This is a genomic window from Chromobacterium sp. FG22 (assembly GCF_057809415.1).
This window is the reverse complement of record NZ_JBMDJX010000005.1, coordinates 157,176-182,740: the sequence shown is the minus strand read 5'-3', so window position 1 is coordinate 182,740 and position 25,565 is coordinate 157,176. Positions and strand designations below refer to the sequence as shown.

The following is a 25,565-nucleotide window of genomic DNA, read 5'->3' as shown; positions in this document are numbered from 1 at the left end:
GGTTTAGGGCTGGGCGGCGTCGTCTTCCGGTATTACCACCGGCGGGGGGGTGAAGCCGTTCAGTTCGCGGGCGTTTTTTTCCAACAGCAGCACAATGCTGGTGTTGAGCGCGCCGAAAGTCCAGCTGACCAGGAAAAACACCGAGTAGGCCGATAGCTTGTCGTTGAACAGGGTTTTGCCGTGCAGACTGAGCTCGGCCGGATCGAAAATGGAGAAGAACACCCCTGTCGCCAGAATGGCGATGATGAAGGAGGGCCAGAACAGCAAGATGCCTTTTTTCATTGAGTCATGCTCCTGTGGCTGCCGCAAGGAAATGCTTGGGTGGCTGATGTCAGGGTAATGGCCGGGCGACGCACTGTCAAAACGCGGCGACGGTGGATGAGAGCCCGGAGAACGGCTCTCCATGTTAGACTGTGGCCATCCGGTTTTTCTTGTCCAGCCGGCCAGGGCGAGCGCTTTTGGCCGGTTGTTGCGTAAAGTAATGGAGCCTTGCATGACCTCGATCTTCTCCGCCGTAGAACTGGCGCCGCGCGACCCTATCCTGGGCCTGAACGAAGCATTCAACGCCGACACCCGCACCACCAAGGTGAATCTGGGCGTTGGCGTTTATTCCGACGACAACGGCAAGATTCCGCTGTTGGCGGCGGTGAAGGCGGCGGAGAAGGCGCGTCTTGAAACCATGCCGCCGCGCGGCTACCAGCCGATCGAAGGCGCTCAGGCTTACGACAGCGCGGTGCAGAACCTGCTGTTCGGCGCGGACAGCGAGCTGATCAAGGCGGGCCAGGTGGTGACGGCTCAAGCGCTGGGCGGCACCGGCGCCCTGAAAATCGGCGCGGATTTCCTGAAGCGCCTGAACCCGGCGGCCAAGGTCTATATCAGCAACCCGAGCTGGGAAAACCACCGCGCGCTGTTCGAGTCCGCCGGCTTCGAGGTGGAAAACTACCCGTATTACGACGCGGCCACCCGCGGCGTCGATTTCGAAGGCATGCGCGCCTTCCTGGCGCAACTGCCGGCCGGCTCCGTGATCGTGCTGCACGCTTGCTGCCACAATCCCACCGGCGCCGACCTGTCCGACGCGCAATGGGCCGAGGTGGTGAAGGTCTGCCGCGAGCGCGGCCTGGTGCCTTTCCTGGACATGGCTTATCAGGGCTTTGCCGACGGCATCGACGCCGACGCCGTCGCCGTGCGCCTGTTCTCGGCCTCCGGCCTGCAGTTCTTCGTGTCCAGCTCCTTTTCCAAGAGCTTCTCGCTGTACGGCGAGCGCGTGGGCGCCTTGTCCATCGTCACCGCCGGCAAGGAAGAATCCGCGCGTGTGCTGTCCCAACTGAAGCGCGTGATCCGCACCAACTATTCCAACCCGCCGATTCACGGCGGCGCGGTGGTGGCCGCGGTGCTGTCCAACCCTGAACTGCGTCAGTTGTGGGAAGACGAACTGGCCGGCATGCGCGATCGCATTCGCGCGATGCGCGTCGGCTTGGTCGAGGCGATCAAGGCCGAAGGCGTGGCTCAGGACTTCTCCTTTGTCGCCCAGCAGCGCGGCATGTTCTCCTATACCGGCCTGAGCGCGGCCCAGGTGGAGCGCTTGCGCGCCGACTTCGGCATCTACGCCGTGTCCACCGGCCGCATCTGCCTGGCGGCGTTGAACAGCAAGAACCTGACCTATGTGGCTTCCGCCATCGCTCAGGTGGTGAAGGCGGGCTAAGCCTGGCCGGTTTTGATATCCAGCATCGCCAAAGCCCCGCAAGTCGGGGCTTTTTTTCAATCGGCCTATCGCCGGCCGTAGTCAAGGAGCAGATTCATGCAATTGCACAGCCGCAGCTTTCAAGACGGGGAACGCATTCCGGGCCGCCTGGCCTTCTGCGTGCCGGACGCCGACAGCCATGTCGCGCTGTCCGACAACCTCAACCCGCATCTGGTCTGGAGCGGAGCGCCGGAGGGGACGCGCTCGTTCGCGCTGATATGCCATGATCCGGACGTGCCGTCGCGCGGCGACGACGTCAATCAGGAGGGCAGGGAGGTGCCGGCGGATCTGCCGCGGGTGGACTTCTATCACTGGCTGCTGCTGGACATTCCCGCCGGACAGAGCGAGATCGCCGAGGGCGGCCACAGCGCGGGGGTGAGCGCACGCGGCAAGAGCGGTCCGGACGCGCCGCAGGGCTTGCGTCACGGCATCAACGATTACACCGGCTGGTTCGCCGGCGACGCGGCTATGGCCGGCGACTACTACGGCTACGACGGCCCCTGCCCGCCGTGGAACGACAGCCTGGAGCACCGCTACGTTTTCACCGTCTACGCCTTGGATGTGGCAGCTTTACCGGTGGACGGCGCCTTGACGCCTGCGAATATCGTCGCGGCTTTGGACGGCCATGTGTTGGCCTCGGCCAGCCTGAGCGGCCGCTATACGCTAAATCCGCGTTTGCTGTAATCGTCCCGCAATGTGAAGAAGTGGCAAAAAGGACAGTTTGTCCGTCTCGCAACGCAGAGGCCTCTGGCAAGGGATTGCAGTAGGCCAATGAAATGCAGCATGATGTTGCGGCGTTTCCCGTCTCCGCGGCTGATTTAGTTCGGGAGCCCGCGCCCGCGCGGCGCTTTGAACCGCGGCCAGCCCAAAGCGGCAAACGATAACAACATCAAAGGGGATTAACTGTCATGGTTGCAAACACTGTTAAAGACAAGCTGCCGGCCGCCGCGTTGGCGACGGGCGCTTTTGACGCGGACGATGCCGATGTGCGCAACAATCTGGGGCTGATGGGCTTGTTGGATGTGAACTCCGGCGATGGCCGCTATCGCCTGACCGCGACGCTGGAGCCGGAAGTCGAAGGCGTGGACGACGTTCAGGCCTGGGTGTTGGAAATGGAGCTCGTGACCCTGGCCACCGGTCAGGTGCTGCGTTGCAAACAGGCCGGCGTCGCCTACGCCGGCCCCACGCCGGGCAGCCATCTGCGCCGCTTGTTGGCCAATGGTCAGCTGCAGGGGTATTTGCAACTGGCCGCCTAGCCGGACCGCGCCGCCAGCAGGGATTAAGCCGCCGCATCATGCCGCGGCTTAATTTTTTTCTCCGTCTGGGCGCTCATCGTCCGCGCGCGCCTGCCGCGAACACTATAAAAAACGGTACAATCGCCGCAGTCGGGCCCGCAGCGGGTGCGGGTCCGGCCGTTAATTTTCGACATCGTCAGAGGTTGTGAACTGTGTGGTTTGTGCTGTGTGTGCTGCTGTTGGTGCTGGGTGCGCTGGCTTGGCTGGTGTATACCGGCCGCGTCGTCTTGTCCGAATGGACCCAAAAGCTGGATCGCTTGTTGGGCATGTCGCCGACGGAGCGTCATGAGCCGGACTACTTCGCGGAGGCGGCCGACGCCGGGCCGCACGCCGCGGAGGCGTGGAGCCGTTCTCGGACCGAGCCGGCCGCGCCCCGCGACGCGTCTCCCGCTTCAGCCGAGCCGGAGCCGGTCAGACCGTCCGCGCCGCAGCCGTCCCCTGAAGGCGAAGCGCCGCCGGCCGCCGTCGAACGCGAAACCGTGGTCTTGCCGAAACGGCCGGCCGCGCCGCCGCAGGCCAAGCCGGAACTGCCGACGCTGGAACTGTCCCGCGAATACCGCAAGCGCGTGCGCCAGCCGTCGGCCGAGCAAGAACAGGTCAAGGATCTGCCGGTGATCGGCCTGCATGAGCTGCAACATAATCTGCAGTCGGATTACCGTCGCCGCCAGGCCTCCCGGGTTCTGACGCAGAGCGCCAAGGATCAGGGCGCGTCCGCCTTGCCGGTGATCGAGCCCAGCGAGGTGCGCGAGCAGTTGCGCCACATCCATTCCAAGCGCGGCAAAACCATGGCCGCGCCTCAAGCTTTCGTGATTCGCCCCCAGGCGCTCAAGCCGCAAGAGGCGGAGGAGCCGCAAATCGTGCCGCCGCCCGTGGTGCGGCATGAATTGCCGGCCCGCGCGCGGCCCGCGCATCACGGCTGGCTGTCTCCGCCGCCCGCGCAGGCGCGACCGGCGCCGCCGTTGATCGAGCCCGAAGTGGTGGCGTTCGAGGAGATGTCCGCGCCGATGGCGGAGATCGCGCCGCCTAGGCCGGAGGACGAGGCCCAGGCCCCGTCGTCGGAGCCGGCGTCGCCGGTATTCGCGCCGGTCGAGCCCGCCGCGCCGGCGTTTCTGCTTGACGTGGAGCCCATGTCCGAGCCGGAATGGTCGTCGGCCGAGGCCGCGCCGCCGGCTCCCGCGGCCGACGAGGCGGCGTTGCCGCTTATCGACCCGGTTCCGGTTTCCGTTCCGCAGACCGTAGACGAGGCGGAGCCGACGCGGCCGCCGGAGCCGGCGCCGTGGCGCTGGCCGCAAACGCGCTCGGTTCTGGTGCAGGAGGATGAAAAGCCCGCGGTGGTGCAGCAGGCGGTGTTGCCGGCGGAAGAGCCGCCTTCGGCGGCGGCCGCGGCGCGGCAGCTGGCGGCCAAACCCATGCCCTGGGTCTTGATCGAGCCGCCGGCGGCGGAAGCGAAGCCGGCGGAAGTCTTGGCCGAGCTTCGTCCGCCCTGGGACGCCGAGCCGGCGCCGGAGGCGCCCGAGGCATGGGCGCGGCAGGCGCAGGCCGAAGTGGAGCAGGCGGCGACGCCGGACGCCAAAGCGGAAGCCAAGCCGCGGCCGGTATACGACGATTACGGTTTGCCGGGGCTGGATTTGCTGCGCCCGGCGGACGAGGCGACGGTGACGTGCTCGGAGGAGGAGTTGCTGGAGCGCGGCATCGTCATCGAGGAAAAGCTGGCCGAGTTCAAGGTCAAGGTCAGCGTGGTGGACGCTTACGCCGGCCCGGTGATCACCCGTTACGAGGTGGAGCCGGCGGTGGGCGTGCGCGGCAATCAGGTGGTCAATCTGATGAAGGATTTGTCGCGCGCGCTGGGCCTGGCCGCGATCCGGGTGGTGGAAACCATACCCGGCAAAACCTGCATGGGTCTGGAGCTGCCCAATCCCAAGCGCCAGATGATACGTTTGTCCGAGATCTTCTCCTCCGAAGTGTTCCAGCAGCCGCGTTCGCGCCTGACCCTGGCCTTGGGCAAGGACATCACCGGCCAGCCGGTGGCGATGGATCTGGCCAAGGCGCCGCATCTATTGGTGGCCGGCACCACCGGCTCCGGCAAATCGGTGGGCGTCAACGCGATGATTCTGTCCATGCTGTACAAGGCGCGGCCGGACGAAGTGCGCTTCATCATGATAGATCCCAAGATGCTGGAACTGTCGGTGTACAACGACATCCCGCATCTGCTGGCTCCGGTGGTCACCGATATGAAGCTGGCGGCCAACGCCTTGAACTGGTGCGTGGGCGAGATGGAGCGCCGCTACCGGCTGATGAGCGCGCTGGGCGTGCGCAATCTGGCCGGTTACAACGACAAGGTGAGCGAGGCCGAAGCCATGGGGCAGCGCATCGGCAATCCGTTCAGTCTGACGCCGGAAACGCCGGAGCCCTTGGAAGCCTTGCCCTTCATCGTGGTGGTGGTGGACGAGTTCGCCGATCTGATGATGGTGGCCGGCAAGAAGATCGAGGAATTGATCGCGCGGCTGGCGCAGAAGGCGCGCGCCGCCGGCATCCATTTGATCCTGGCCACTCAGCGGCCGTCGGTGGACGTGATCACCGGTCTGATCAAGGCCAATATTCCGACGCGGATCGCCTTCCAGGTGTCCAGCAAGGTGGACAGCCGCACCATTCTGGACCAGATGGGCGCGGAAAGCCTGCTGGGTCAGGGCGATATGCTGTTCCTGCCGCCGGGCACCGGTTATCCGCAGCGCGTGCACGGCGCCTTCGTCACCGACGACGAAGTGCACGCCATCGTCGAACATCTGAAGCAGTTCGGCGAGCCCGATTACGTGGAAGGCCTGCTGACCGGCGAGAGCGAGGCGGAGGAGGAGTCCGCCGCGGCCACGGCCAAGGCGCAGGCGGCGACGGAAAGCGACCCGCTGTACGACGAGGCGGTGGAAATCGTGATGCGCACCCGCAAGCCGTCTATTTCATCGGTGCAGCGCCATCTGCGCATAGGCTATAACCGCGCCGCGCGGCTGATCGAGGAAATGGAAGCGGCGGGCATCGTCAGCCCGATGGAAAGCAACGGCAACCGGACTGTGCTGGTGCCGCAGCGCGAGTTCTGATCCGCGTGTCGCCGCATGAAAAAAGCGCGCCCTAGCGGCGCGCTTTTTCGTTTCTTATGCGTGGACGGGGGTCAGCGACGGCGCTGGTCCTGATCGTTGCGAATGCGGATCGGAGCCAGTTGGTCCTGGTCTTCCACCGGGCCGCTCAACATCTTGGCGACGACGACCACAGCGGCGATGAGGGCGAATAAAAGCAAAATTTCCATGGCATGGCTCCCCGAGGCTTGAGTACGAACTTGTTGGTGAAGACGATTGCCGGCCAACCGGCCTGGAAGCAAAGTCGTCTATGGCGGCCCCCTGTGATTTCATTCTGGAACACAAGCCGCCGCAAGCTCAAGTAATAATTTGTGTCGGAAAGTTAAAATTCAAGGCGCGCTGCGCTTCAGCGCCCGCATCGCCTGATCAATGCCTTGCAACGTCAGCCCGTACATGCGCCCGGACATCAGTTGCCGCAGCATGTGCAGCGATTGGGTGTAGTCCCAGTGCGCTTCCGGCACCGGGTTGAGCCAGGCGGCGTGCTTGAAGTGAGCGAGCAGGCGGCGCAGCCAGACTTCGCCGGCCTCCTGGTTCATGTGTTCCACGCTGCCGCCCGGATAGCTGATCTCATAGGGGCTCATGGTGGCGTCGCCGACGATGATCAGTTTGTAATCGCCGCCGAAAGTATGGATCAGGTCCCAGGTGGGCAGGGTCTGGGTGTGGCGGCGGGCGTTGTCCTTCCATACCGCTTCGTAGACGCAGTTGTGGAAGTAGAAATACTCCAGGTGCTTGAACTCGGACTTCACCGCCGAGAACAGTTCCTCGCAGGCCTTGACGTGGTCGTCCATCGAGCCGCCGATGTCGAACAGCACCAGCACCTTGACCGCGTTGCGCAGCTCGCGCTGCATGCGCAGGTCCAGCATGCCGGCCTTGCCGGCGGTGGCGGCGATGGTGGCGTCCAGATCCAGCACTTCCTCGGCGCCGTCGCGGGCGAACTCGCGCAGCCGGCGCAGCGCGATCTTGAGATTGCGGGTGCCCAGCTCGACCGAGTCGTCGAAATTGCGGAATTCGCGCTGGTCCCACACTTTCACCGCGCGGCGATGGCGCGACTCATGCTGGCCGATGCGGATGCCGGCCGGATTGTAGCCGAAGGCGCCGAAGGGGCTGGTGCCGCCGGTGCCTATCCATTTATTGCCGCCCTGGTGCCGTTCCTGCTGCTCTTGCAGCCGCCGGCGCAGGGTGTCCATCAACTGCTCCCAGCCCAGCGCCTCCAGGCGGCGCTTGTCTTCCTCTAACAGGTGCTTTTCCACCTGCTTGCGCAGCCAGTCTTCCGGGATGCCGGTTTTCAGTTCGTCCAGCGCCAGCGACAGGCCTTTGAAATGGCTGCCGAACACTTGGTCGAAGCGGTCGAAGTGTTTCTCATCCTTGATCAGCGCGGTGCGCGCCAGATAGTAAAACGCGTCCAGATCGCCGAAGGCGACGCGTTTTTGCAGCGCCTCCAGCAAGGTGAGGAATTCTTTCAGCGTGACCGGCAGACCGGCCTCGCGCAGGGCGTAAAAAAAATCGATCAACATGGCGCGGCTAGAGGGTGACAGCGTGGGTGGGCGATGATATTCTTGTTTTAGAGTCACGGCTCTAAACAATCGTTCGGATACTGCTATCCTAAGGATAATACAATGAATGCCGCCGCCATGCCCATTTGCCGGGATGATCATCTGCAAGCGGAGTTTTCCCGCCTGTACCGCCTTAGCCGGGCTTCAGCGTTTCCGCCGCTGGAGCAGCGCCAGAATTGGCTCAAGCGCCTGGAGAGCATGTTGCAGGACAACCGCCAGGCTTTCGTCGACGCCATCAGCCAGGACTTCGGCCACCGCAGCGCGGTGGAAACCCGGCTGGCCGAGCTGTTTCCCTCGCTGGAGGCCATACGTTACGCGCGTCGGCGGCTGCGGCGCTGGATGCGGCCGGAACGGCGCGGGGTGTCTATGTGGTTCCAGCCGGCCGGCAACAGCTTGATGCCGCAGCCCTTGGGCGTCATCGGCGTGCTGGTGCCGTGGAACTATCCCTTGTTTCTGGCGCTGGGGCCGGTGGTGTCCGCCTTGGCGGCCGGCAACCGGGTGATGGTGAAGATGTCGGAATACACGCCGGCAACCGGCGCGCTATTGCAGCGCCTGGCCGAGCGCTACCTGGGGCCGGAGGTGATGGTCGTGGTCAACGGCGACGCCGAACTGGCCCAGGACTTCAGCCGGCTGCCTTTCGACCATCTGTTCTTCACCGGCTCCACCGCGGTGGGCCGTCACGTCATGCGCGCGGCGGCGGAGAATCTGACGCCGGTGACCTTGGAGCTGGGCGGCAAATCGCCGGTCATCGTCGCCCGGGGCGCCGATCTGCGTCACGCGGCCGAGGCCATCGTCGCCGGCAAGATGCTGAACGCCGGCCAGACCTGCGTGGCGCCGGACTATGTGCTGGTCAACGATAAGGACCGCGAGGCCTTGCTGGACGAGTTGCGCGGCGCGGCGCGGCGCGCCTATCCGACGCTGGCGGACAATCCCGATTACAGCGCCATCATCAATGAGCGTCATTGCCAGCGCCTGCTGCAATGGCTGGAGGAGGCGCGCGCGGCCGGCGCCGAGGTGGAGCAGATCAACCCGGCGGCGGAGGACTGGCGGCCCAGCCGCAAATTCCCGCTGACCCTGGTGCAGGGCTGCCCGGAAGACGCGACTTTGTTGCGGGAGGAGATTTTCGGGCCGATTCTGCCGGTGCTGAGTTACGACAAATTCGACGAGGCGCTGGCCTACGTCAACGCGCGGCCGCGGCCGCTGGCCTTGTATCTGTTCGACCGGGATGCGCTGCGCATAGAGAAAACCTTGCGCGAAACCGTGTCGGGCGGGGTGGCGATCAACGACATCGCCCTGCAGGTGGTGCAGGAGGATTTGCCTTTCGGCGGCGTCGGCCCGTCCGGGATGGGGCATTGTCACGCCAAGGAGGGCTTTATGGCCTTCTCCAAGCTCAAGCCGGTGTTCCGGCAAAGCCGCTGGGCCGGCACCGCCTTGACGCGCGCGCCTTACGGCGCCGGCGTGGAGCGGCTGTTGAAGTGGATGCTGCGCTGAGATGCTGAGCCGCCGCCAATTGCTCAAAACCGGTCTGGGCGGCGCCGCGGCCTTGGCGCTGGCCACCTTGTTGGCCTCGCCGCAGCCGGACGGCCCGGCCGAGGACTGGGCCAAGCCCTTGAAGCTGCGCGCCTTGACGCCGCGGGACGCCCAGTTGCTGGCGGCGATCGCCCCGGGCGTCCTGGGGGCGGGCGTCGCGCCGCCCGAGGACGTGGTGCGCGGCGTGGACCGCGCGGTGGCCGGCTTGCCGCCGGCGATGCGGGCCGAACTGCGTCAATTGCTGGATTTGCTCGGCAACCCCTGGGGGCGGCGCTGGATCGCCGGAGTGTCCGCGCCGTGGCGGCAGGCGTCGGTCGAGGACATCGAAGCCTTTCTGCGGCGCTGGCGCGGCAGCGTTTTTCCCTTGCTGCGCAGCGGCTATCAGGCCTTGCACCAGTTGCTGAACGCGGCCTGGTACGGCAATCCGGCCAGTTGGCCGGCGCTGGGCTATCGGCAGCCGGCGGCGGTGATGGAGATGCTGCCGTGAGCCGCGCGACGATACCCGATCCGGTGGCCGCCGGCGTCGCCGCGGGCTGGAAGGCGCTGGACGGTGCGAGCCTGCCCGATCTGGAGCTGCGGGCCGATGTGGTCATCGTCGGCAGCGGCGCCGGCGGAGGCATGGCGGCCGAGCAATTGGCCGCGGCCGGGTTGGACGTGCTGCTGTTGGAGGAGGGCGGCCTGTACAGCTCGCGCGATTTTCGTCTGTTGGAAGCCAAGGCCTATCCGGAGCTGTATCAGGAGTCCGCCTGTCGCAAAACGGCGGATAAGGGGATTTCCATCCTGCAGGGCCGGGCCGTGGGCGGGAGCACCGTGGTCAACTGGACCAGTTCCTTCCGCACGCCGCCGGACACGCTGAACTGGTGGCGGGAGCGCCACCGTTTGAGCGGCATGGGCGAGGAGGCGATGCGGCCCTGGTTCGAGCAAGCCGAGGCGCGGCTGGGCATCGCCGACTGGCTGCCGGACCCGAACCCCAACAACGCGGCGCTGGCCCGCGGCTGCGCGGCGCTGGGCATCGCCCATGCGCGCATCCGCCGCAATGTGCGTGGCTGTTGGAACCTGGGTTATTGCGGCATGGGCTGCCCCACCAACGCCAAGCAGTCCATGCTGGTGACGGCAATTCCCGCCGCGCTGGAGCATGGCGCCAGGCTGATCAGCCGGGCGCGGGTGGATCGTTTGCGCGCCAATGCGGCCAGAACCCGGCTGGAAGGGCTGGAAGGGCGTTTTCTGGCGGCGGACGGGGTGGGAGAAACCGGGCGCCGCTTCACGGTGAAGGCGGCTCAGGTGGTGCTGGCCGCCGGCGCCATCGGTTCGCCGGCCATCCTGCTGCGCAGCGGCCTGATCGATCCGGGCGGCCATACCGGGACGCGGACCTTTCTGCACCCGGTGCTGCTGTCGGCGGCCTTGATGCCGGAACCGGTGGAGCCGTTCAACGGCGCGCCGCAGACGGTGTACAGCGATCACTTCATGCATGTTCACGCGCTGGACGGTCCCTTGGGCTACAAGCTGGAGGTGCCGCCCATCCATCCCTTGCTGGCCGGCATCACCTTTCCCGGCTTCGGCGCGGCGCAGCCGGCCTTGCTGCGGCGCTTGCCGCATCTGCACGCGACGCTGGCCTTGTTGCGCGACGGTTTTCATCCGGAAAGCCGCGGCGGCCAGGTGCGCTTGCGCGGCGATGGTTCGCCGGAGCTGGACTATCCCTTGAACGAGGTCTTGTGGGAGGGCGCGCGCCGCGCCTGGTTGAGCATGGCCGAGATCCAGTTCGCGGCCGGCGCCAGGCAGGTGCTGACGGTGCACGAGCAGGCCGGCCTGGCCCGCAGCTGGGGCGAGGCCCGGAGCATGATTGCGGGGCTGACGCTCAAGCCCTTGCTGGCCAAGGTGGTCAGCGCTCATGTGATGGGGGGCTTGGCGATGTCGGGCGACGCCGAGTCCGGGGTGGTGGACGAATGGGGGCGGCATTGGCAGCTGGACAATCTGACCGTGGTGGACGGTTCGGTGTTTCCCAGCAGCGTGGGGGCCAATCCGCAGCTGTCCATTTACGCCTTCGCCCTGCGCGCGGTGGCGGCCTTGCGGCAGCGGATGCAGGGCGTAAAAACCTGAGAGGCCATGGCGCGAGGGCGACAAAAAAGGGACCGCGTAGGTCCCTTTTGCATCAGGCTGTCAGGCAGCGTCGAATCAGGCGAAGTTCTTGGCGACGAAGTCCCAGTTCACCAGCTTCCAGAAGCTGTCCAGATAGTTCGGGCGGCTGTTGCGGTAATCGATATAATACGCGTGCTCCCACACATCACAGGTCAGCAGCGGCTTCTTGTCGGTGGTCAGCGGGGTGGCGGCGTTGCTGGTGGATACCAGGTCCAGCGAGCCGTCGGTGTTCTTCACCAGCCAGGCCCAGCCGGAACCGAAGGTGCCGATGGCGGTTTGGGTGAAGGCTTTCTTGAATTCGTCGTAGGAACCCCATTTGGCGTTGATGGCGTCGGCCAGCGCGCCGGTGGGCTTGCGCTCTTCGCCGGCGTTGGGGGCGAAGCCCAGCCAGTAGAAGGTGTGGTTCCAAACTTGGGCCGCGTTGTTGAAGATGCCGCCGGAGGATTTCTTCACGATCTCTTCCAGGGAGGCGTTTTCAAACTCGGTGCCCTTGACCAGGTTGTTCAGGTTGGTGATGTAGGTCTGATGATGCTTGCCGTAGTGGAATTCCAGAGTTTCCTTGGAAATGTGCGGGGCAAGCGCGTCCAGCGCGTACGGCAGTTCCGGCAGTTTGTGTTCCATTATGCTCTCCTTGTTGAGAAAGTAAGCCGCATAAGCGGATGCTTTAGCCGCAAGTTTACTGGATTAAGCCGCTGGTCGCCAATAGTTGACTAAAAAAGTAAAGTAAGGATGAACGCCATTGCAGTATGATGTTATTGTCATTGGAGCCGGCGCCGCCGGCCTGATGTGCGCGGCCACCGCGGGCCAGCGCGGCCGGCGCGTGCTCTTGCTGGACCATGCGCGCAAGCTGGCCGAGAAGATCCGCATTTCCGGCGGCGGCCGCTGCAATTTCACCAATCTCCACGCCCGTTTCGACTGTTATCTGTCGGCCAATCCGCATTTTTGCCGTTCGGCGCTGGCGCAGTACACGCCGCAGGATTTCATCGCCATGGTCGAGCGCCACGGCATCGGCTATCACGAGAAAAAGCTGGGCCAGCTGTTCTGCGACGACGGCAGCGAACGCATCATCGCCATGCTGGACGAGGAGTGCCGGCTGGGCGGGGTGGACCGGCGCATGGAGGCGCAGGTTCTGCGGGTGAGCCGGGACGCGGACGGTTTCGCGCTGGAGACCGGCGCCGGCGTTTTTCGCGCGGCGTCGCTGGTGGTGGCGACCGGCGGTTTGTCCATCCCGCAGATCGGCGCGACGCCGTTCGGCTACCAGTTGGCCGAACAGTTCGGCCTGGAGCTGACGCCGCTGACGCCGGCCCTGGTGCCGCTGACCTTTCACGTGGAGGACGCGGAAGCGTTCGCGCCGCTGGCCGGCGTGTCTTTGGAAGTGGAAGCGCGCGCCGGCAAGGGGCGCTTCCGCGAGAACGTGTTGTTCACTCACAAGGGCGTGTCCGGCCCGGCCATTCTGCAAGTGTCGTCCTATTGGCAGCCGGGCATGACGCTGGAACTGGACCTGCTGCCGGACGCGGACGCCGAGGCCTGGCTGGAGCAAAAGGCCGGCAGCGAGCAGCTTATCGCCAACGCGCTGGCCGAGTTCGGCTGGCCCAAGCGCTTCGCCGAGGCCTGGCTTGAGCGCGAGGGCTGCAATAAGCGGCTGAAGGACTTGTCGCCCAAGCAGCGTCAGCAGCTGGCCGAGCGCTTGCACGGCTGGCGGGTCAAGCCCAACGGCACCCAAGGCTATAAAAAGGCCGAGGTGACGCTGGGCGGGGTGTCGACCAAGGCGCTGTCGTCCAAGACCATGATGGCCAACGCGGTGCCCGGCCTGTTCTTCATCGGCGAGGTGGTGGACGTCACCGGCTGGCTGGGCGGCTACAATTTCCAGTGGGCCTGGTCGTCAGGCTATGTGGCCGGGATGCATTGCTGATCTTGGAGCCTGTTTATGATCTCGCGAGCAAGGGCGAGACAAGGCGAAAACGGCTGAAAAAGCGGAGTGTACATACGGTACATGAGCATTTTGGAGATGTTTTCAACGCCGTATCGCCGACGCGTAGCAGATCGTAAACAGGTTCTTAGTCCGCCGCCAGAAACCACACGTTCTGGATCTTGCCGTCGATGATTTCATAGACGGCCGCCACTTCGAAGGGCTGCTCGGCCACGCCGCTGACGCGTTCGTGGTCGATTACCTTGTTGCCGAACTCGATGCGTTTGACCAGTTCGGCGTGCAGGTCCGGCAAGTTGAAGCGCTGGCCGGCGTAGAAATCTCTCAGGGCGGCTTTGCCGCGCAGGCTGGGCTCCGCGCCGGGCAGCCGGTACACCGTCACGTCGTCGGCGTAGACGGCGAGGAAGGGCTCCAGCTGGCGTTGGTTGTAAGCGTCGAGTTGTCTTTGGACGAGGGCGGTGGGCGTCATGGCGGCTCCAGATGAACGAAGCTTGATGCTGGGGCCGCGCGAGGCGCTTGTCAACGCATGCTCAGCGAGTGGCGGTTTCGGGTTAAAATCGGGTTTTGCCTGATCCAGGCTTGCTTCATTCGCGCGGCCAGGCCGCGCCATCACTCCGAGTCTACATGACTGAATCGTACGAGAATTTTGACAGCGAGATGGCGGCGATCCGTACGCCGCCTCATTCGATCGAAGCCGAGCAATCGGTGCTGGGCGGCTTGTTGCTGGACAACAGCGCCTGGGACAAGATCGCCGACGTGGTGTCCGAGGCGGACTTTTACCGCCATGACCACCGGCTGATCTACAAACACGTGGCCAGGCTGGTGGAATTGGCGCGTCCGGCCGACGTGGTCACCGTTTCCGAAAGCCTGGACAAGAACGGCGAACTGGGCAATATCGGCGGCCTGTCCTATCTGGCCACGCTGGCGCAGAACACGCCGTCCGCCGCCAATATCCGCCGCTACGCCGAGATCGTGCGCGAGCGCTCCATCATGCGCCAGCTGGCGCTGGTGGGCACCGAGATCGCCGAGGCCGCCTACGCGCCGATGGGGCGCGACGCCTCGCAGCTGCTGGACGAGGCCGAGGGCAAGGTGTTCCAGATCGCCGAATCCACCGCCAAGTCCAAGCAGGGCTTCCTGGAAATGCCGGGCCTGTTGAAAGAGGTGGTGGAGCGCATCGACATGCTCTATAGCCGGGAGAACCCGGACGAGGTCACCGGGGTGCCCACCGGCTTCATCGATCTGGACGCCAAGACCTCGGGCCTGCAAGCGGGCGATCTGATCATCGTCGCCGGACGTCCGTCCATGGGCAAGACCGCGTTCTCGATGAATATCGCCGAGCACGTGGCGGTGGAGCAGCATCTGCCGGTGGCGGTGTTCTCGATGGAGATGGGCGGCACGCAGCTGGTGATGCGTATGCTGGGTTCGGTGGGGCGGCTGGATCAGCACACGCTGCGCACCGGCAAGCTGGGCGACGACGACTGGCAGAAGCTGACTTACGCGATAGGCAAGCTGTCCGAGGCGCCGATGTACATCGACGAAACCGCGGCGCTGACCGCGCTGGAAGTGCGCGCGCGCGCGCGCCGTCTGGCGCGCCAGCACGGCGGCAAGCTGGGTCTGATCGTGATCGACTACTTGCAGCTGATGTCGGGCTCGGGCCGCGGCGACAACCGCACCGCCGAGCTGGGCGAGATTTCGCGCGGCCTGAAAGGCCTGGCCAAGGAGCTGCAGGTGCCGGTGATCGCGCTGTCCCAGCTGTCGCGGGCGGTGGAGCAGCGTCCCAACAAGCGGCCGATGATGTCGGACTTGCGGGAATCCGGCGCCATCGAGCAGGATGCCGACTTGATCGTCTTCATGTACCGGGAAGAGTATTACAACCCGGAGAACCAGGAAGTGAAGGGCCTGGCCGAGGCCATCATCGGCAAGCACCGTAACGGTCCCACCGGCGCGGTGCGGCTGGCCTTCGTCGGCAAGTACGCCAAGTTCGACAACGCCGCCACGCTGGGCGTCAGCGGTTGGGCGGACAGCGACTCCTAAGAACCTGTTTACGATCTGCTGCGCGTCGGCGATACGGCGTTGAAAATGGTTTCGAAATGCTCATGTACCACCTGTACACTCCGCTTTCTCAACCGTTTTCGTCTTGTCTCGCCTTAGCTCGCGAGATCGTAAACACGTTCTAAGATGGTTCTGTGAGCATACGAGGCATTCCATGAGCTTTTTCGACAAGCATGTATTCATCTGCTGTAATCAGCGCGCCGGCTGCGAGGATTGCTGCAATAATCACGGCGCCAGCGAACTGCTGGGCTATATGAAGGACAAGGTCAAGGCCCTGGGCCTGGCCGGCGAGGGCAAGATCCGCGTCAACAAGGCGGGCTGTCTTGGGCGCTGCGACGACGGCCCGGTGATGGTGGTGTATCCGGAGGAGACCTGGTACACCTTCGTCGACAAGGAAGACATCGACGAAATCGTCGCCGAGCACATGGTGGGCGGGCGCGTGGTGGAAAGGTTGAAGATCTGATGTTGAAGGCGATGAACAAGCAAGTGGTGGCCGGGCCCGCCGGCGGTCTGGAAACCATCGTGGTGGCGGCCCAGGCCGAGGCGCGCGGCATTGCGGTGATCTGCCATCCCAACCCGCTGCAGGGCGGCACCAACACCAACAAGGTGGTGCAGACCGCGGCCAAGGCCTTGTCGCAGCTGGGCTATGTCTGCTATTGCCCGAATCTGCGCGGCGTGGGCGATAGCGAGGGACAGCACGATTACGGCATCGGCGAGGTGGAGGACGTGATCGCCGTGGTGGAGCACGCGCGCCGCGAGCAGGGCGATCTGCCGCTGGCGCTGGCCGGTTTTTCCTTCGGCGGCTTCGTCGCGGCGCGCACCCGCGCGCGCATAGCGTCGGACAAATTGCTGCTGATGGGCGTGGCGGTGGGCAAGTACGAAACGCCGACGCCGGAGGTGCCGGCCGATGCGCTGGTGATTCACGGCGAGGAGGACGAGGTGATTCCGCTGTCCGCGGTGATGGAATGGGCGCGGCCGCAAGGCTTGCCGGTGGTGGTGTTTCCCGGCGCCGGCCATTTCTTCCATGGCCGCCTGGTGCAGCTGGCGCAGACGATTCAGCGCTGTTGGTAGGGCGTCGTCAGGCCCTGGCGCAAAAAAACCGGTCATCCATGCGATGGCCGGTTTTTTTATCAGCGGTGCAGTTCGCCCGCGGCTTCTGGCTGGTAGGTGACTTCCAGCACCTTCAGGCGGATGCTGCCGGCCGGCGTCGGCCAATCTATGCTCTGTCCGGCGGAGAGGCCGAGCAGCGCGGCGCCGATGGGCGCCAGCACCGAGATCTTGCCCTGTTCGCTGTCCGCTTCGCGCGGGTAGACCAGGGTCAGGGTTTTTTCCTGGGCGTCGTCCAGCTTGACCCGCGCGCAGCTGTTCATGGTGATGATGCCGGCGGGCATGGCGGCGGGCTCCACCACATCGGCGCGCTCCAGCTCGGCTTCCAGCGCGGCCGCGGTGGGGTGGCCGCTCTCGCAATCCTCCAGCAGCGCGGCAAGGCGCTCATAGTCCAGAGAGGACACCGTGATGGCCGGGCTTGTCGACATATGCAACTCCTTCAGATAGACAAAGGGCACCGCAGGGTGCCCGATGATTTAGTGCGCGAAAAGCGTGTGTGCCAATGATATCGCTTGTAACCGCGTGTAACAAGGCTTGGCGGCGCAATCGCCGCTAATACTGGGCTTTGGGCCGGGGGGAGCCCCGGCCTCGCGCTTCAGCCCAGCAGGGACAGCGCCGCGCGCGGGCCGACATTGGCCTGAGCCTGGGCGGCGAGGCCGGTTTGCCCCAGGATCTGTTTGGCCGCCAGCTGCGCCGTCGCGGCGGCGAAGTCGGTGTCGCTGATCCGGCTATTGGCGGCGGCGGTGTTGACCGAGGCGGTTTGCAGATTGTTGATGCTGGCCTCGAAACGGTTGCTGATCGAGCCCAGCGTGCTGCGGGTGTTGGCCAGGGTGTTCAGATCGGCGTTGGTGCTTTGCTGCGCGGCCAGCGCGCCGGCCTGGGTGCTGATGTCTATGGTGCCGGTGGCGTTCAGATTGGCGTTGTAGCTGTTGAGCCCGCCGCTGGCCGGCGCGGCGGACAGATTGACGCCGGAGATGTTCACCTGGTTGTCCGCGCTGCCGTTGGGGCCCACCTGGAAGGTGGTGGAGGCGTTGCTGTTCAGCAGCGGGGTGCCGTTGAATTCGGTGCTTTGCACGATGGCGGAGTTGGCCTGGGTCAGCTGGTCCACCTGCTGTTGCAGCGCCTGGCGGTTGCTGGCGCTGAGCGCGCCGTTGCCGGCCTGGATCGCCAGCTCCTGGATTTGCTGGGTATTGCTTTGCAGCTGATTGAGCGCGCCGTCGGCGGTTTGCGCCAGCGAGATGCCGTCGTTGGCGTTGTTGATCGCCTGATTGTTGCCGTTGATCTGGGCCAGCAGCGCTTCGGAAATGGCGGCGTTGGCCGGGTTGTTGGCGGCGTTGTTGGTGGTCTTGCCAGCCGAGAGTTGAGCCAGCAGCTTGTCTTTGGCTTTCTGGGTCTGGTTCAGCTGGTTCTGCCCCTGCAGCGCGCTCAGATTGCTATTGATGGTCAGTGCCATGGCCGGCTCCCGCTGGATGTGGTTTCACTTCTTCAGTGTAAGAAAGCGCGCGGGGCAGGGCAAGCCGGGTTTTGGGTAAAGTCGCGCCGCGGCGGATGGCGCGGGCATGGGCGTGAAAAAGCCCGGCGGCGCCGGGCTGGGGATGCGTTTCCGGCTTATTTGCCGGGCTTGGGCGGCGTGCCCGCGGACTGGGTCAGGATCTCGTAGCCGCTGTCGGTGACCAGCACGGTGTGCTCCCATTGCGCGGACAGGCTGCGGTCCTTGGTGACCACGGTCCAGCCGTCGCCCAGCATGCGCAGGTGGCGCTTGCCCTGGTTGATCATGGGCTCGATGGTGAAGATCATGCCGGCTTGCAGTTCCAGCCCGGTGCCGGGGCGGCCGTAGTGCAGCACTTGCGGCTCCTCGTGGAATTTGGTGCCGATGCCGTGGCCGCAGAATTCCTGCACCACGCTGTAGCCGGAGTTTTCCGCGTGCTGCTGGATGGCGTAGCCGATATCGCCCAGCGTGGCGCCCGGCTTGACCTTGTCGATGCCGCGCCACATGCATTCGTAAGTGATGCGGGACAGGCGGCGGGCGTGTTCGCTGACGTTGCCGACGTGGTACATGCGGCTGGTGTCGCCGTGGTAGCCGTCCTTGATCACGGTGACATCCAGATTCATGATGTCGCCGCTCTTCAGGGGCTTGTCGTTCGGGATGCCGTGGCAAATCACGTGGTTGACCGAGGTGCACACGGATTTGGGGTAGGGATTGTGGCCGTCCGGCGCGTAGTTCAGCGGCGCCGGGATCGCGCCCTGCTCATTGACGATGTAGTCGTGGCACAGCTTGTCGATGGCTTCGGTGGTGACGCCGGGCTTGATGAAGGGGGTGATGTAGTCGAGGACTTCCGACGCCAGGCGGCCGGCGATCCGCATCTTTTCGATGTCTTGGGCGTTTTTCAGTTGGATGCTCATGGGATTCTGGTGATGTGCGTGTCTGCGGCTAATGAGACGTATTCTAGCAAAAACGCCCCCGGCCCGGCAGTGCTTGTCGGGCCGGGGGCGCGTCGTCGTTCAAATCAGGCGCATCTTGAACTGCTTGCCCTTGATCTTGCCGGCGGACAGGCGCTCCAGCGCCTGCTCGGCGATGGCGCGGTCCAGCGCGACGAAGCTGGCGAATTCGAAGATGCTGATCTTGCCGATCTGGGCGCCGCTAAAGCCGGCGTCGCCGGTCAGCGCGCCGAGGATGTCGCCGGGGCGCAGTTTTTCGCGCTTGCCGCCGGCGATTTCCAGCGTGACCATCGGCGGCAGCAGCGGGCCGCCGGGGGCCGGGGTCAGCTGTTCCAGCTTGGCCCAGGTCAGCGGCGCCTGCTGATAGCTTTCGATCAGCGCCAGCCGCTTGTCGTCGTTGTCGGCGGTCAGGGTCAGCGCCAGACCCATCGCCTCGCCGCGGCCGGTGCGGCCGATGCGGTGGATGTGGATTTCCGGATCATGGGTGACGTCGACGTTGATGACCAGGTCCAGTTCCTTGATGTCCAGGCCGCGCGCGGCGACATCGGTGGCCACCAGCACGGTGGCGCTCTTGTTGGCGAAGCGCAGCAGGATCTGGTCGCGTTCGCGCTGCTCCAGGTCGCCGTACAGCGCCAGCGCGCTGAAGCCGCGCGCCTGCAGGTCTCGCACCAGCTCCTTGCAGCGTTCCTTGGTGTTGCAGAAGGCCAGCGCGGACGTCGGGCGCAGGTGCCGCAGGATGGTGGTGACGGTTTCCAGCCGCTGTTCCGGCTTGATCTTGTAGAACCATTGTTCGATGCGTTCGCCGCTGTGCAGCGATTCCACCTGGATTTCCTGCGGGCGGCGCATGAACTGGGCGCTGATCTTGCGGATGTTTTCCGGATAGGTGGCGGAGAACATCAGGGTCTGGCGCTGGCGCGGGCAGGCGCGCACGATGCCGACGATTTCCTCGATGAAGCCCATGTCCACCATGCGGTCCGCCTCGTCCAGCACCAGGGTGCCGACGCCGGACAGATTCAGCGAGCCGCGGAACAGGTGATCCTGCAGCCGGCCGGGGGTCCCCACCACGATGTGGGCGCCGTGCTCCAGCGAGCCGATTTGCGGGCCCATCGGGCTGCCGCCGGTCAGGGTAACCACTTTGACATTGTCTATGCTGCGCGCCAGCCGGCGGATTTCCTGCGCTACCTGGTCGGCCAGCTCACGGGTGGGGCAGAGCACCAGCGCTTGCACGCCGAACCAGCGCGGGTTCAAGCGCGCCAGGATGCCGAGTCCGAAAGCCGCTGTCTTGCCGCTGCCGGTCTTGGCCTGGGCGATCAGGTCCTGGCCGTCCAGAATGGCCGGCAGGCTGGCCGCCTGGATGGCGGTCATGCTGTGGTAGCCCAGGCTGTCCAGATTGGACAAGAGGGCGGCGGACAGGGGCAGGGTGGAGAAAGCGGCTTTTTTCACAATGACTTGGCGTATTACGGTATCGGGCTGCGAGTGTAACAGGCCGGCGGCCAACGGCCAAATCGGATATCCGCCGCCGGCGGATTTATTTCGGCTCCGGCCCGCAAGAAGGCGGAGGCCCCGCGCGAACGGGGCCGAAATTGACTGGCGGCTCCATGGAGTTGGATTCACACGGTGAAGCGCGACACCGATTCCGTCAGCCGCTGGGCCAATTGTTCCAGTTGTTCGGCGGCGTTCACGGTTTGGCCGATCTCCTGATCGTTGGTCTGCGCCATTTCGGCGATGGCGTCTATGCTGCCGGTCACGGATTGGCTGGCGGCGCGCTGCTGCTCGGTGACGGCGACGATCTGGCGCAGGCCCTGGCGCACCTCGGCCACCGATTGATTGGCGGCGTCCAGCACGCTGGACACGCTGTCGGCGGACTGGCGGCTGGCGGCCAGCGAGCTGAGGCCGGCGTTGACCGCGGCGCGCACCGCGTCGGTTTTCTGGTTGAGCGCGCCGGTCACGGCGTCGATCTCGCTGGCGGAGCGGGCCGATTTCTCAGCCAGCTTGCGCACCTCGTCGGCCACCACCGCGAAGCCGCGGCCCTGTTCGCCGGCGCGCGCGGCCTCGATCGCCGCGTTCAGCGCCAGCAGATTGGTCTGTTCGGCGATCTCGCGCACTTCCTTGGTCATATTGGTGATGCTGGAGGTGGAACTGGCCAGCTCGGTTTCCGCCTGCGCCATCAGCCGCACCGCCTGCTCCACCTGGCTGACTTCGCGTTGCAGCTGGCTCAGGCTGGCGCGGCCGTCTTCGGAGCGTTGCAGGCTCTGGTCGGCTTCGGCGCTGACGTCCTCGGCCTTGCCGGCGATTTCGCCGATATGGCTGGCCAGCTGCTCCACCGCGCCGGCGGCGGACTGGGACTGGCGGTTTTGCCTGTGCGAGCTTTCCGCCAGGTGGGCGGCGCCGTCGGCCAGTTGGCGCGAGGACTGCGACACCGCGCCGGCGGAGGCGCCGACGTGGCGCACCAGCTCGGCGATGGCGGCCAGCATCTGGTTGAAGCGCAAGGCGGTGTCGCCGATTTCGTCGCGGCTGCGCACCGGCAGCCGTCGCGTCAGATCGCCTTCGCCCTGGGCCAGCTCGGCGAGCCCGGCCGACATCGCCTGCAGCGGGCGGGTGACGAGGCGGCGCGCCAGCAGGAAGACCACCGCCATCAGGGGCAGGGAAGCCAGGATGGCGAACAGAATGCTCTGATCGCGGAAACGGCTGACCGAGGCGTAAGGCTTTTCCAGGGAGACGCGCATGCTGACCACGCCCAGCGGCGTCTTGTCCGCCACCTGGTGGCACATCATGCAGTTTTTGCCCAGATAGTTGCGCGAGGCCAGCGCCGGATAGACCACGCGCAAATGTTCGCCCAGCGCCGGCGTGGATTCAATCCGGATATGAGGCTTGCCGTCCCGCAGCGCCTGTTGCTCCACCGCGTCGCCGTTCAGATTCTTGTCGCCGGCGTTGCCGGGACCGAACTGCTTGCTGACGGCCGGGGCGCGGATCACCCTCAGATCGCGCACCGCGGACAGTTCCTTGATCTGGTCCAGAAAAACGTCGCGTTGGCCCACGGTGCCGGTAATCATCATGCCGGTGAGCCCGGCCATGGTCATTTCATTCATGCTGTGGGCCAGGTCTTGCGCCTGTTCCACGGCGATGTCCCGGCTGACGCTGGTTTCCCAGGCAATCAGCCCGCTCCAGGCCAGGACCAGGCAGCACCATACCGCCATGGTCAGTTTCAGCCAGATCGGCCAATCGGAAAATTTGCGCATGCGTGTGCGGACGGAGGGTCCGTTCTCCCGGTGTGTTTGTAGAATCGCGCGATTGCCGCTATAGGTTTATTGAAATGGGTCGCAGCGCGATGGTAGTGATTTGATGACGTAGGAATGTTGGTTTAAATCAAACTTATAGTTAAAACGATTAGGCTTGGGTTTGCGGCGGTTTTCTGTGAAAATCCCGCCCTCGCCGCAGTTTGGGCGCATTCTTCACCATGGATTTCAAGGAGCGCAGTATATGGGTGACACAAGCGGACGCCGCGTAGCCATCATCGGCGGCGGGCCGGCCGGCCTGGCCGCCGCCGAGCAACTGGCGGCGGCGGGCGTGCGGGTCGATGTCTACGACGCGATGCCGTCGGTCGGCCGCAAATTCCTGCTGGCCGGCGTGGGCGGCATGAACATCACCCATTCCGAGCCCCACGCCAGCTTTGTGCAGCGCTACGGCGCTCACAGCGCCGAGTTGCGGCCCATGCTGGACGTGTTCAACGGCGAGCATGTGCGCGCCTGGGTGCACGGCCTGGGCATAGAAACCTTCATCGGCAGTTCCGGCAAGGTGTTTCCCAAGGAAATGAAGGCGGCGCCGCTGCTGCGCTCCTGGCTGACGCGCTTGCGCGAGGCGGGGGTGAGCTTCCACGTGCGCCATCGTTTCCTGGGCTGGGACGAGCGCGGCCGCCTGCGGCTGTCGTCGCCGGACGGCGAGCGCCTGGCCGAGGCCGACGCCGTGGTGCTGGCCATGGGCGGCGGCAGCTGGCGCAAGCTGGGTTCGGACGGCAGCTGGGCGGCGATGCTGCGCGAGCGCGGCGTGGAGGTGTCCAAGCTGCAGCCGTCCAACTGCGGCTTCGACGCCGGCTGGAGCGAGTATTTCGCCGACAAGTTCGCCGGCGCGCCGTTGAAATCGGTGACCTTGCAGTTCCATCCGGCGGTCGGCCATCCGTTCAGCCGCCGCGGCGAGTTCGTCATCACCGCCGGTGGGGTGGAGGGCAATCTGATTTACGCCTGCTCCGGCGCCATCCGCGACGAAATCGCGCGCAGCGGCGCGGCCTTGTGTTATCTGGACCTGATGCCGGACTGGAGCTTGCAGCGCATTCTGGGCGAAGTGGCGCGGCCGCGGGGTTCGCGTTCGATGTCCAGCCATTTGCAAAGCCGCTTGGGTCTGAAGGGCGTGCGCATGGGCTTGCTGCGCGAATGCTTGGACAAGGACGTGTTCAACGACCCCGCCAAGCTGGCCGAGGGCATCAAGGCCTTGCCTTTGCGCTTGCTGGCGCCGCGGCCGCTGGACGAGGCGATCAGCACCGCCGGCGGCGTGACCTTCGGCGCGTTGGACGACAATCTGATGTTGCAGGCGATGCCCGGCGTGTTCTGCGCAGGCGAGATGCTGGATTGGGAAGCGCCCACCGGCGGTTATCTGCTGACCGCCTGCTTCTCCACCGGGCGCGCCGCCGCCGGCGGCGTGCTGCGCTGGATGCGGCAGGCTTGAGGCCTGTTGCGTCCACGCCAGCGCAATAGGCGGCGACTGCGTATTTACACGGAGCGCTGCCTGCATTTTTTTTGCAAGCCCCTATACTGGTAATGTCGCGCGAAACGCGCGGCCACGTCATTGTCGAGAAAGCCGCCCACTGCATGGACTGTCATGATGCGAAGGCGAACGCCTGAGGAGAACAGCGCGATGAAGCTTGACGATTTCAACCAGGTGGCCGATCTGATCGGCCTGAAAAAACGCTCGCGCGAAGCGGTGTGGCTGATGGAGGTGGAGGGCATGACCGGCTACTTCGCCGCCCAGCAAATGGACATCAGCGAGTCCACCGTGTCCCGCGCTCACAGCCGCTTCCGCCGCGCGCTGCAAAAAATCAACGCTCTGGCAGGCCATCTGCCCTTGTAAAGCCGCCATCGCGGCGCTGACGAAGCCCGGCCTCGGCCGGGCTTCGTCGCATTCAGGCTGTTCCTTGTGCCGGGGTGGGCCGGCGCCGCTGCCGCCGTCGACGGCATCTGGATATACTGACGCGCAGTCTTCCCCTTCAAGGAGAGCTTCATGGCTTTGCGTCACGGCATCGATTTCGACAAGGCCCAGGCCTTGCACCGGCAGGAACTAGCGATGTTTTCCGAGCGGTGCCCGCGTTCGCGGCAGCTGTCCGCCGCCGGCGGCGAGCATTTGCTGTTCGGCGCGCCCTTGCACTGGATGGCGGACTGGTCCACTCCCTTCAATCTCTATGTGGAAGAGGCCCGGGGCGCGCGGCTGCGCGACGTGGACGGCCATGAATACCTGGATTTCTGCCTGGGCGACACCGGCGCGATGTTCGGCCATTCGCCGGAGCCGGTGGCGCGCGCCATCGCCGAACAGGCGGCGCGCGGCCTGACCGCCATGCTGCCGTCGCCGGACGCGGTCTGGGTGGCGGAGGAACTGGCGCGGCGCTTCGGCCTGTCGCACTGGCAGTTCGCCCTCAGCGCCAGCGACGCCAACCGCTTCGCGCTGCGCTGGCTGCGCGCCGCCAGCGGCCGGGATCAGGTCGTCGTGTTCAACGGCTGTTACCACGGCACGGTGGACGATGCCTTCGTCGATCTGGTCGACGGCCGGCCCAGGCGGCGCGCCAGCCTGCTGGGCCAGGTCCACGATCCGGCCGCGCATACCCGGGTGGTGGAGTTCAACGATCTGGAAGCGCTGGAGCGGGCCCTCAGCGACGAGCGGGCGGCCTGCGTGCTGGCCGAGCCGGTGATGACCAATATCGGCATGGTGTTGCCGGATCCCGGTTACTGGAGCGAGGCCCAGGATTTGATCCGCCGCTACGGCAGCTATTTGCTCTTGGACGAAACCCACACCATCAGCAGCGGGCCGGGCGGCTACGGCGCGGCCTACGGCCTGAAGCCGGACGCGCTGGTGTTGGGCAAGCCGCTGGGCGGCGGCCTGCCGTGCGCGGTCTATGGGTTCAGCGCGGAATTGGCGGAGCGGGCGCAGCGCGCCAAGCGCGCGGCCGCGCCCGGTCATTCCGGCATCGGCACCACCTTGAGCGGCAATATGCTGGCCGCGGCGGCGATGCGCGCCAACTTGGCCGAGGTGATGAGCGACGCCGCCTATCAGCGGATGTTCGCGCTGGCCCAGCATCTGGCGGACGGCTTGCAGGACTGGATAGAACGCTGGCGGCTGCCGTGGTGCGTGAGCCGCGTCGGCGCGCGCTGCGAGTTCCAGTTTTCCCCGCGTCCGCCGCGCAACGGCAGCGAGGCGGGGGCGATGCTGGACGAGGAGCTGGAGCGGGTGATCCATCTTTACCTGCTCAACCGCGGTTTCCTGATCACGCCCTTCCATAATATGTTGCTGCTGTGTCCGGACGCGGAGTTCGCCGACATCGATCGCCTGCTGGAGGCCTTGGACGGTTTCGCCGGCGAGGTGGTTTAGCGCCGGTTCAACCCCTCGCGAGCCAGAGCG

24 protein-coding genes are annotated in these 25,565 nt (G+C 65.4%); 14 read left to right on the top strand and 10 right to left on the bottom strand.

Annotated features, from left to right (window positions below; translation table 11 throughout):
- Positions 1-3: 3 nt before the first annotated feature.
- Positions 4-282, bottom strand: a complete 279-nt coding sequence (locus tag ACODSD_RS07345; RefSeq protein ID WP_488877076.1) for a hypothetical protein — start codon at positions 280-282, stop codon at positions 4-6.
- A gap of 220 nt (positions 283-502) precedes the next feature.
- On the opposite strand from ACODSD_RS07345, the gene ACODSD_RS07340 reads away from it, so the two are divergent.
- From ACODSD_RS07340 to ACODSD_RS07325, 4 genes are all read left to right on the top strand, one after another.
- Entirely contained in the window at positions 503-1,702 is a 1,200-nt protein-coding gene (locus tag ACODSD_RS07340; protein WP_488877105.1) for an amino acid aminotransferase, read from the top strand.
- Between the two features lie 96 nt (positions 1,703-1,798).
- The gene (locus ACODSD_RS07335; protein WP_253313617.1) at positions 1,799-2,425 is read left to right on the top strand and encodes a YbhB/YbcL family Raf kinase inhibitor-like protein; all 627 of its coding nucleotides are present in this window, start codon (positions 1,799-1,801) and stop codon (positions 2,423-2,425) included.
- Between the two features lie 224 nt (positions 2,426-2,649).
- A complete protein-coding gene (locus ACODSD_RS07330; RefSeq protein WP_107798831.1) occupies positions 2,650-2,997 on the top strand; it encodes a hypothetical protein in 348 nt (115 codons plus the stop codon).
- Between the two features lie 191 nt (positions 2,998-3,188).
- Complete coding sequence (locus ACODSD_RS07325) at positions 3,189-6,125, top strand: DNA translocase FtsK (RefSeq protein ID WP_488877075.1); 2,937 nt, start codon at positions 3,189-3,191, stop codon at positions 6,123-6,125.
- 71 nt (positions 6,126-6,196) lie between these two features.
- Here ACODSD_RS07325 and ACODSD_RS07320 read toward each other — a convergent pair whose 3' ends face one another.
- Both ACODSD_RS07320 and ACODSD_RS07315 read right to left on the bottom strand, forming a co-directional pair.
- A complete protein-coding gene (locus tag ACODSD_RS07320; protein ID WP_019100128.1) occupies positions 6,197-6,331 on the bottom strand; it encodes a hypothetical protein in 135 nt (44 codons plus the stop codon).
- 159 nt (positions 6,332-6,490) lie between these two features.
- Positions 6,491-7,675: a vWA domain-containing protein gene (locus tag ACODSD_RS07315; protein WP_488877074.1), complete on the bottom strand. Its 1,185-nt coding sequence runs from the start codon at positions 7,673-7,675 to the stop codon at positions 6,491-6,493.
- Positions 7,676-7,777: 102 nt separating this feature from the next.
- Between ACODSD_RS07315 and ACODSD_RS07310 the strand changes: the two genes are divergently transcribed.
- The 3 genes from ACODSD_RS07310 to ACODSD_RS07300 are packed head-to-tail and all read left to right on the top strand — an operon-like array spanning position 7,778 to position 11,341.
- Positions 7,778-9,205, top strand: a complete 1,428-nt coding sequence (locus ACODSD_RS07310) for a coniferyl aldehyde dehydrogenase (protein WP_488877073.1) — start codon at positions 7,778-7,780, stop codon at positions 9,203-9,205.
- 1 nt (position 9,206) lies between these two features.
- On the top strand, positions 9,207-9,731 hold the full coding sequence (locus ACODSD_RS07305) for a twin-arginine translocation signal domain-containing protein (RefSeq protein ID WP_227103382.1): 525 nt from the start codon (positions 9,207-9,209) through the stop codon (positions 9,729-9,731).
- Positions 9,728-11,341, top strand: coding sequence for a GMC family oxidoreductase (locus tag ACODSD_RS07300; protein ID WP_488877072.1), 1,614 nt, complete (start codon positions 9,728-9,730; stop codon positions 11,339-11,341). Before ACODSD_RS07305 ends, ACODSD_RS07300 begins: the two co-directional genes overlap by 4 nt.
- Before the next feature lie 75 nt (positions 11,342-11,416).
- On the opposite strand, the gene ACODSD_RS07295 is transcribed toward ACODSD_RS07300, so the two are convergent.
- Positions 11,417-12,001, bottom strand: coding sequence for a superoxide dismutase (locus tag ACODSD_RS07295; RefSeq protein ID WP_488877071.1), 585 nt, complete (start codon positions 11,999-12,001; stop codon positions 11,417-11,419).
- A gap of 118 nt (positions 12,002-12,119) precedes the next feature.
- Here ACODSD_RS07295 and ACODSD_RS07290 point away from each other — a divergent pair, with 118 nt between their 5' ends.
- Entirely contained in the window at positions 12,120-13,292 is a 1,173-nt protein-coding gene (locus ACODSD_RS07290) for a BaiN/RdsA family NAD(P)/FAD-dependent oxidoreductase (RefSeq protein WP_488877070.1), read from the top strand.
- A gap of 145 nt (positions 13,293-13,437) precedes the next feature.
- Here the strand turns inward: ACODSD_RS07290 and ACODSD_RS07285 are convergent, their stop codons facing one another.
- Positions 13,438-13,776 carry a nuclear transport factor 2 family protein gene (locus ACODSD_RS07285; RefSeq protein ID WP_107798838.1) on the bottom strand — a complete coding sequence of 113 codons (339 nt, stop codon included), beginning with the start codon at positions 13,774-13,776 and terminating at the stop codon, positions 13,438-13,440.
- A gap of 155 nt (positions 13,777-13,931) precedes the next feature.
- Here ACODSD_RS07285 and dnaB point away from each other — a divergent pair, with 155 nt between their 5' ends.
- From dnaB to ACODSD_RS07270, 3 genes are all read left to right on the top strand, one after another.
- Positions 13,932-15,341 (top strand): replicative DNA helicase, encoded by a 1,410-nt coding sequence (gene dnaB, locus ACODSD_RS07280; protein WP_107798839.1) that lies wholly within the window; start codon positions 13,932-13,934, stop codon positions 15,339-15,341.
- A 172-nt stretch (positions 15,342-15,513) separates the two neighbouring features.
- Complete coding sequence (locus ACODSD_RS07275; protein ID WP_107798840.1) at positions 15,514-15,822, top strand: (2Fe-2S) ferredoxin domain-containing protein; 309 nt, start codon at positions 15,514-15,516, stop codon at positions 15,820-15,822.
- Positions 15,822-16,430 carry an alpha/beta hydrolase gene (locus tag ACODSD_RS07270; protein WP_253313622.1) on the top strand — a complete coding sequence of 203 codons (609 nt, stop codon included), beginning with the start codon at positions 15,822-15,824 and terminating at the stop codon, positions 16,428-16,430. Before ACODSD_RS07275 ends, ACODSD_RS07270 begins: the two co-directional genes overlap by 1 nt.
- 59 nt (positions 16,431-16,489) lie before the next feature.
- Here the strand turns inward: ACODSD_RS07270 and rnk are convergent, their stop codons facing one another.
- From rnk to ACODSD_RS07245, 5 genes are all read right to left on the bottom strand, one after another.
- Positions 16,490-16,894, bottom strand: coding sequence for a nucleoside diphosphate kinase regulator (gene rnk / locus ACODSD_RS07265; RefSeq protein ID WP_107798842.1), 405 nt, complete (start codon positions 16,892-16,894; stop codon positions 16,490-16,492).
- A 167-nt stretch (positions 16,895-17,061) separates the two neighbouring features.
- Positions 17,062-17,919: a flagellin N-terminal helical domain-containing protein gene (locus ACODSD_RS07260; protein WP_253313623.1), complete on the bottom strand. Its 858-nt coding sequence runs from the start codon at positions 17,917-17,919 to the stop codon at positions 17,062-17,064.
- Positions 17,920-18,074: 155 nt separating this feature from the next.
- Positions 18,075-18,869: a type I methionyl aminopeptidase gene (gene map, locus ACODSD_RS07255; protein WP_048415481.1), complete on the bottom strand. Its 795-nt coding sequence runs from the start codon at positions 18,867-18,869 to the stop codon at positions 18,075-18,077.
- A gap of 99 nt (positions 18,870-18,968) precedes the next feature.
- Positions 18,969-20,348, bottom strand: a complete 1,380-nt coding sequence (dbpA, locus tag ACODSD_RS07250; RefSeq protein ID WP_107801722.1) for an ATP-dependent RNA helicase DbpA — start codon at positions 20,346-20,348, stop codon at positions 18,969-18,971.
- Between the two features lie 167 nt (positions 20,349-20,515).
- Positions 20,516-22,144 carry a methyl-accepting chemotaxis protein gene (locus tag ACODSD_RS07245; protein ID WP_107798844.1) on the bottom strand — a complete coding sequence of 543 codons (1,629 nt, stop codon included), beginning with the start codon at positions 22,142-22,144 and terminating at the stop codon, positions 20,516-20,518.
- Between the two features lie 241 nt (positions 22,145-22,385).
- Between ACODSD_RS07245 and ACODSD_RS07240 the strand changes: the two genes are divergently transcribed.
- The 3 genes from ACODSD_RS07240 (at position 22,386) to ACODSD_RS07230 (ending at position 25,535) form a co-directional block, all read left to right on the top strand.
- A complete protein-coding gene (locus ACODSD_RS07240; protein WP_107798845.1) occupies positions 22,386-23,624 on the top strand; it encodes a TIGR03862 family flavoprotein in 1,239 nt (412 codons plus the stop codon).
- Positions 23,625-23,813: 189 nt separating this feature from the next.
- On the top strand, positions 23,814-24,026 hold the full coding sequence (locus ACODSD_RS07235) for a sigma factor-like helix-turn-helix DNA-binding protein (protein ID WP_048415477.1): 213 nt from the start codon (positions 23,814-23,816) through the stop codon (positions 24,024-24,026).
- A gap of 150 nt (positions 24,027-24,176) precedes the next feature.
- Positions 24,177-25,535, top strand: coding sequence for an aspartate aminotransferase family protein (locus ACODSD_RS07230; RefSeq protein WP_488877069.1), 1,359 nt, complete (start codon positions 24,177-24,179; stop codon positions 25,533-25,535).
- Positions 25,536-25,565 lie beyond the last annotated feature (30 nt).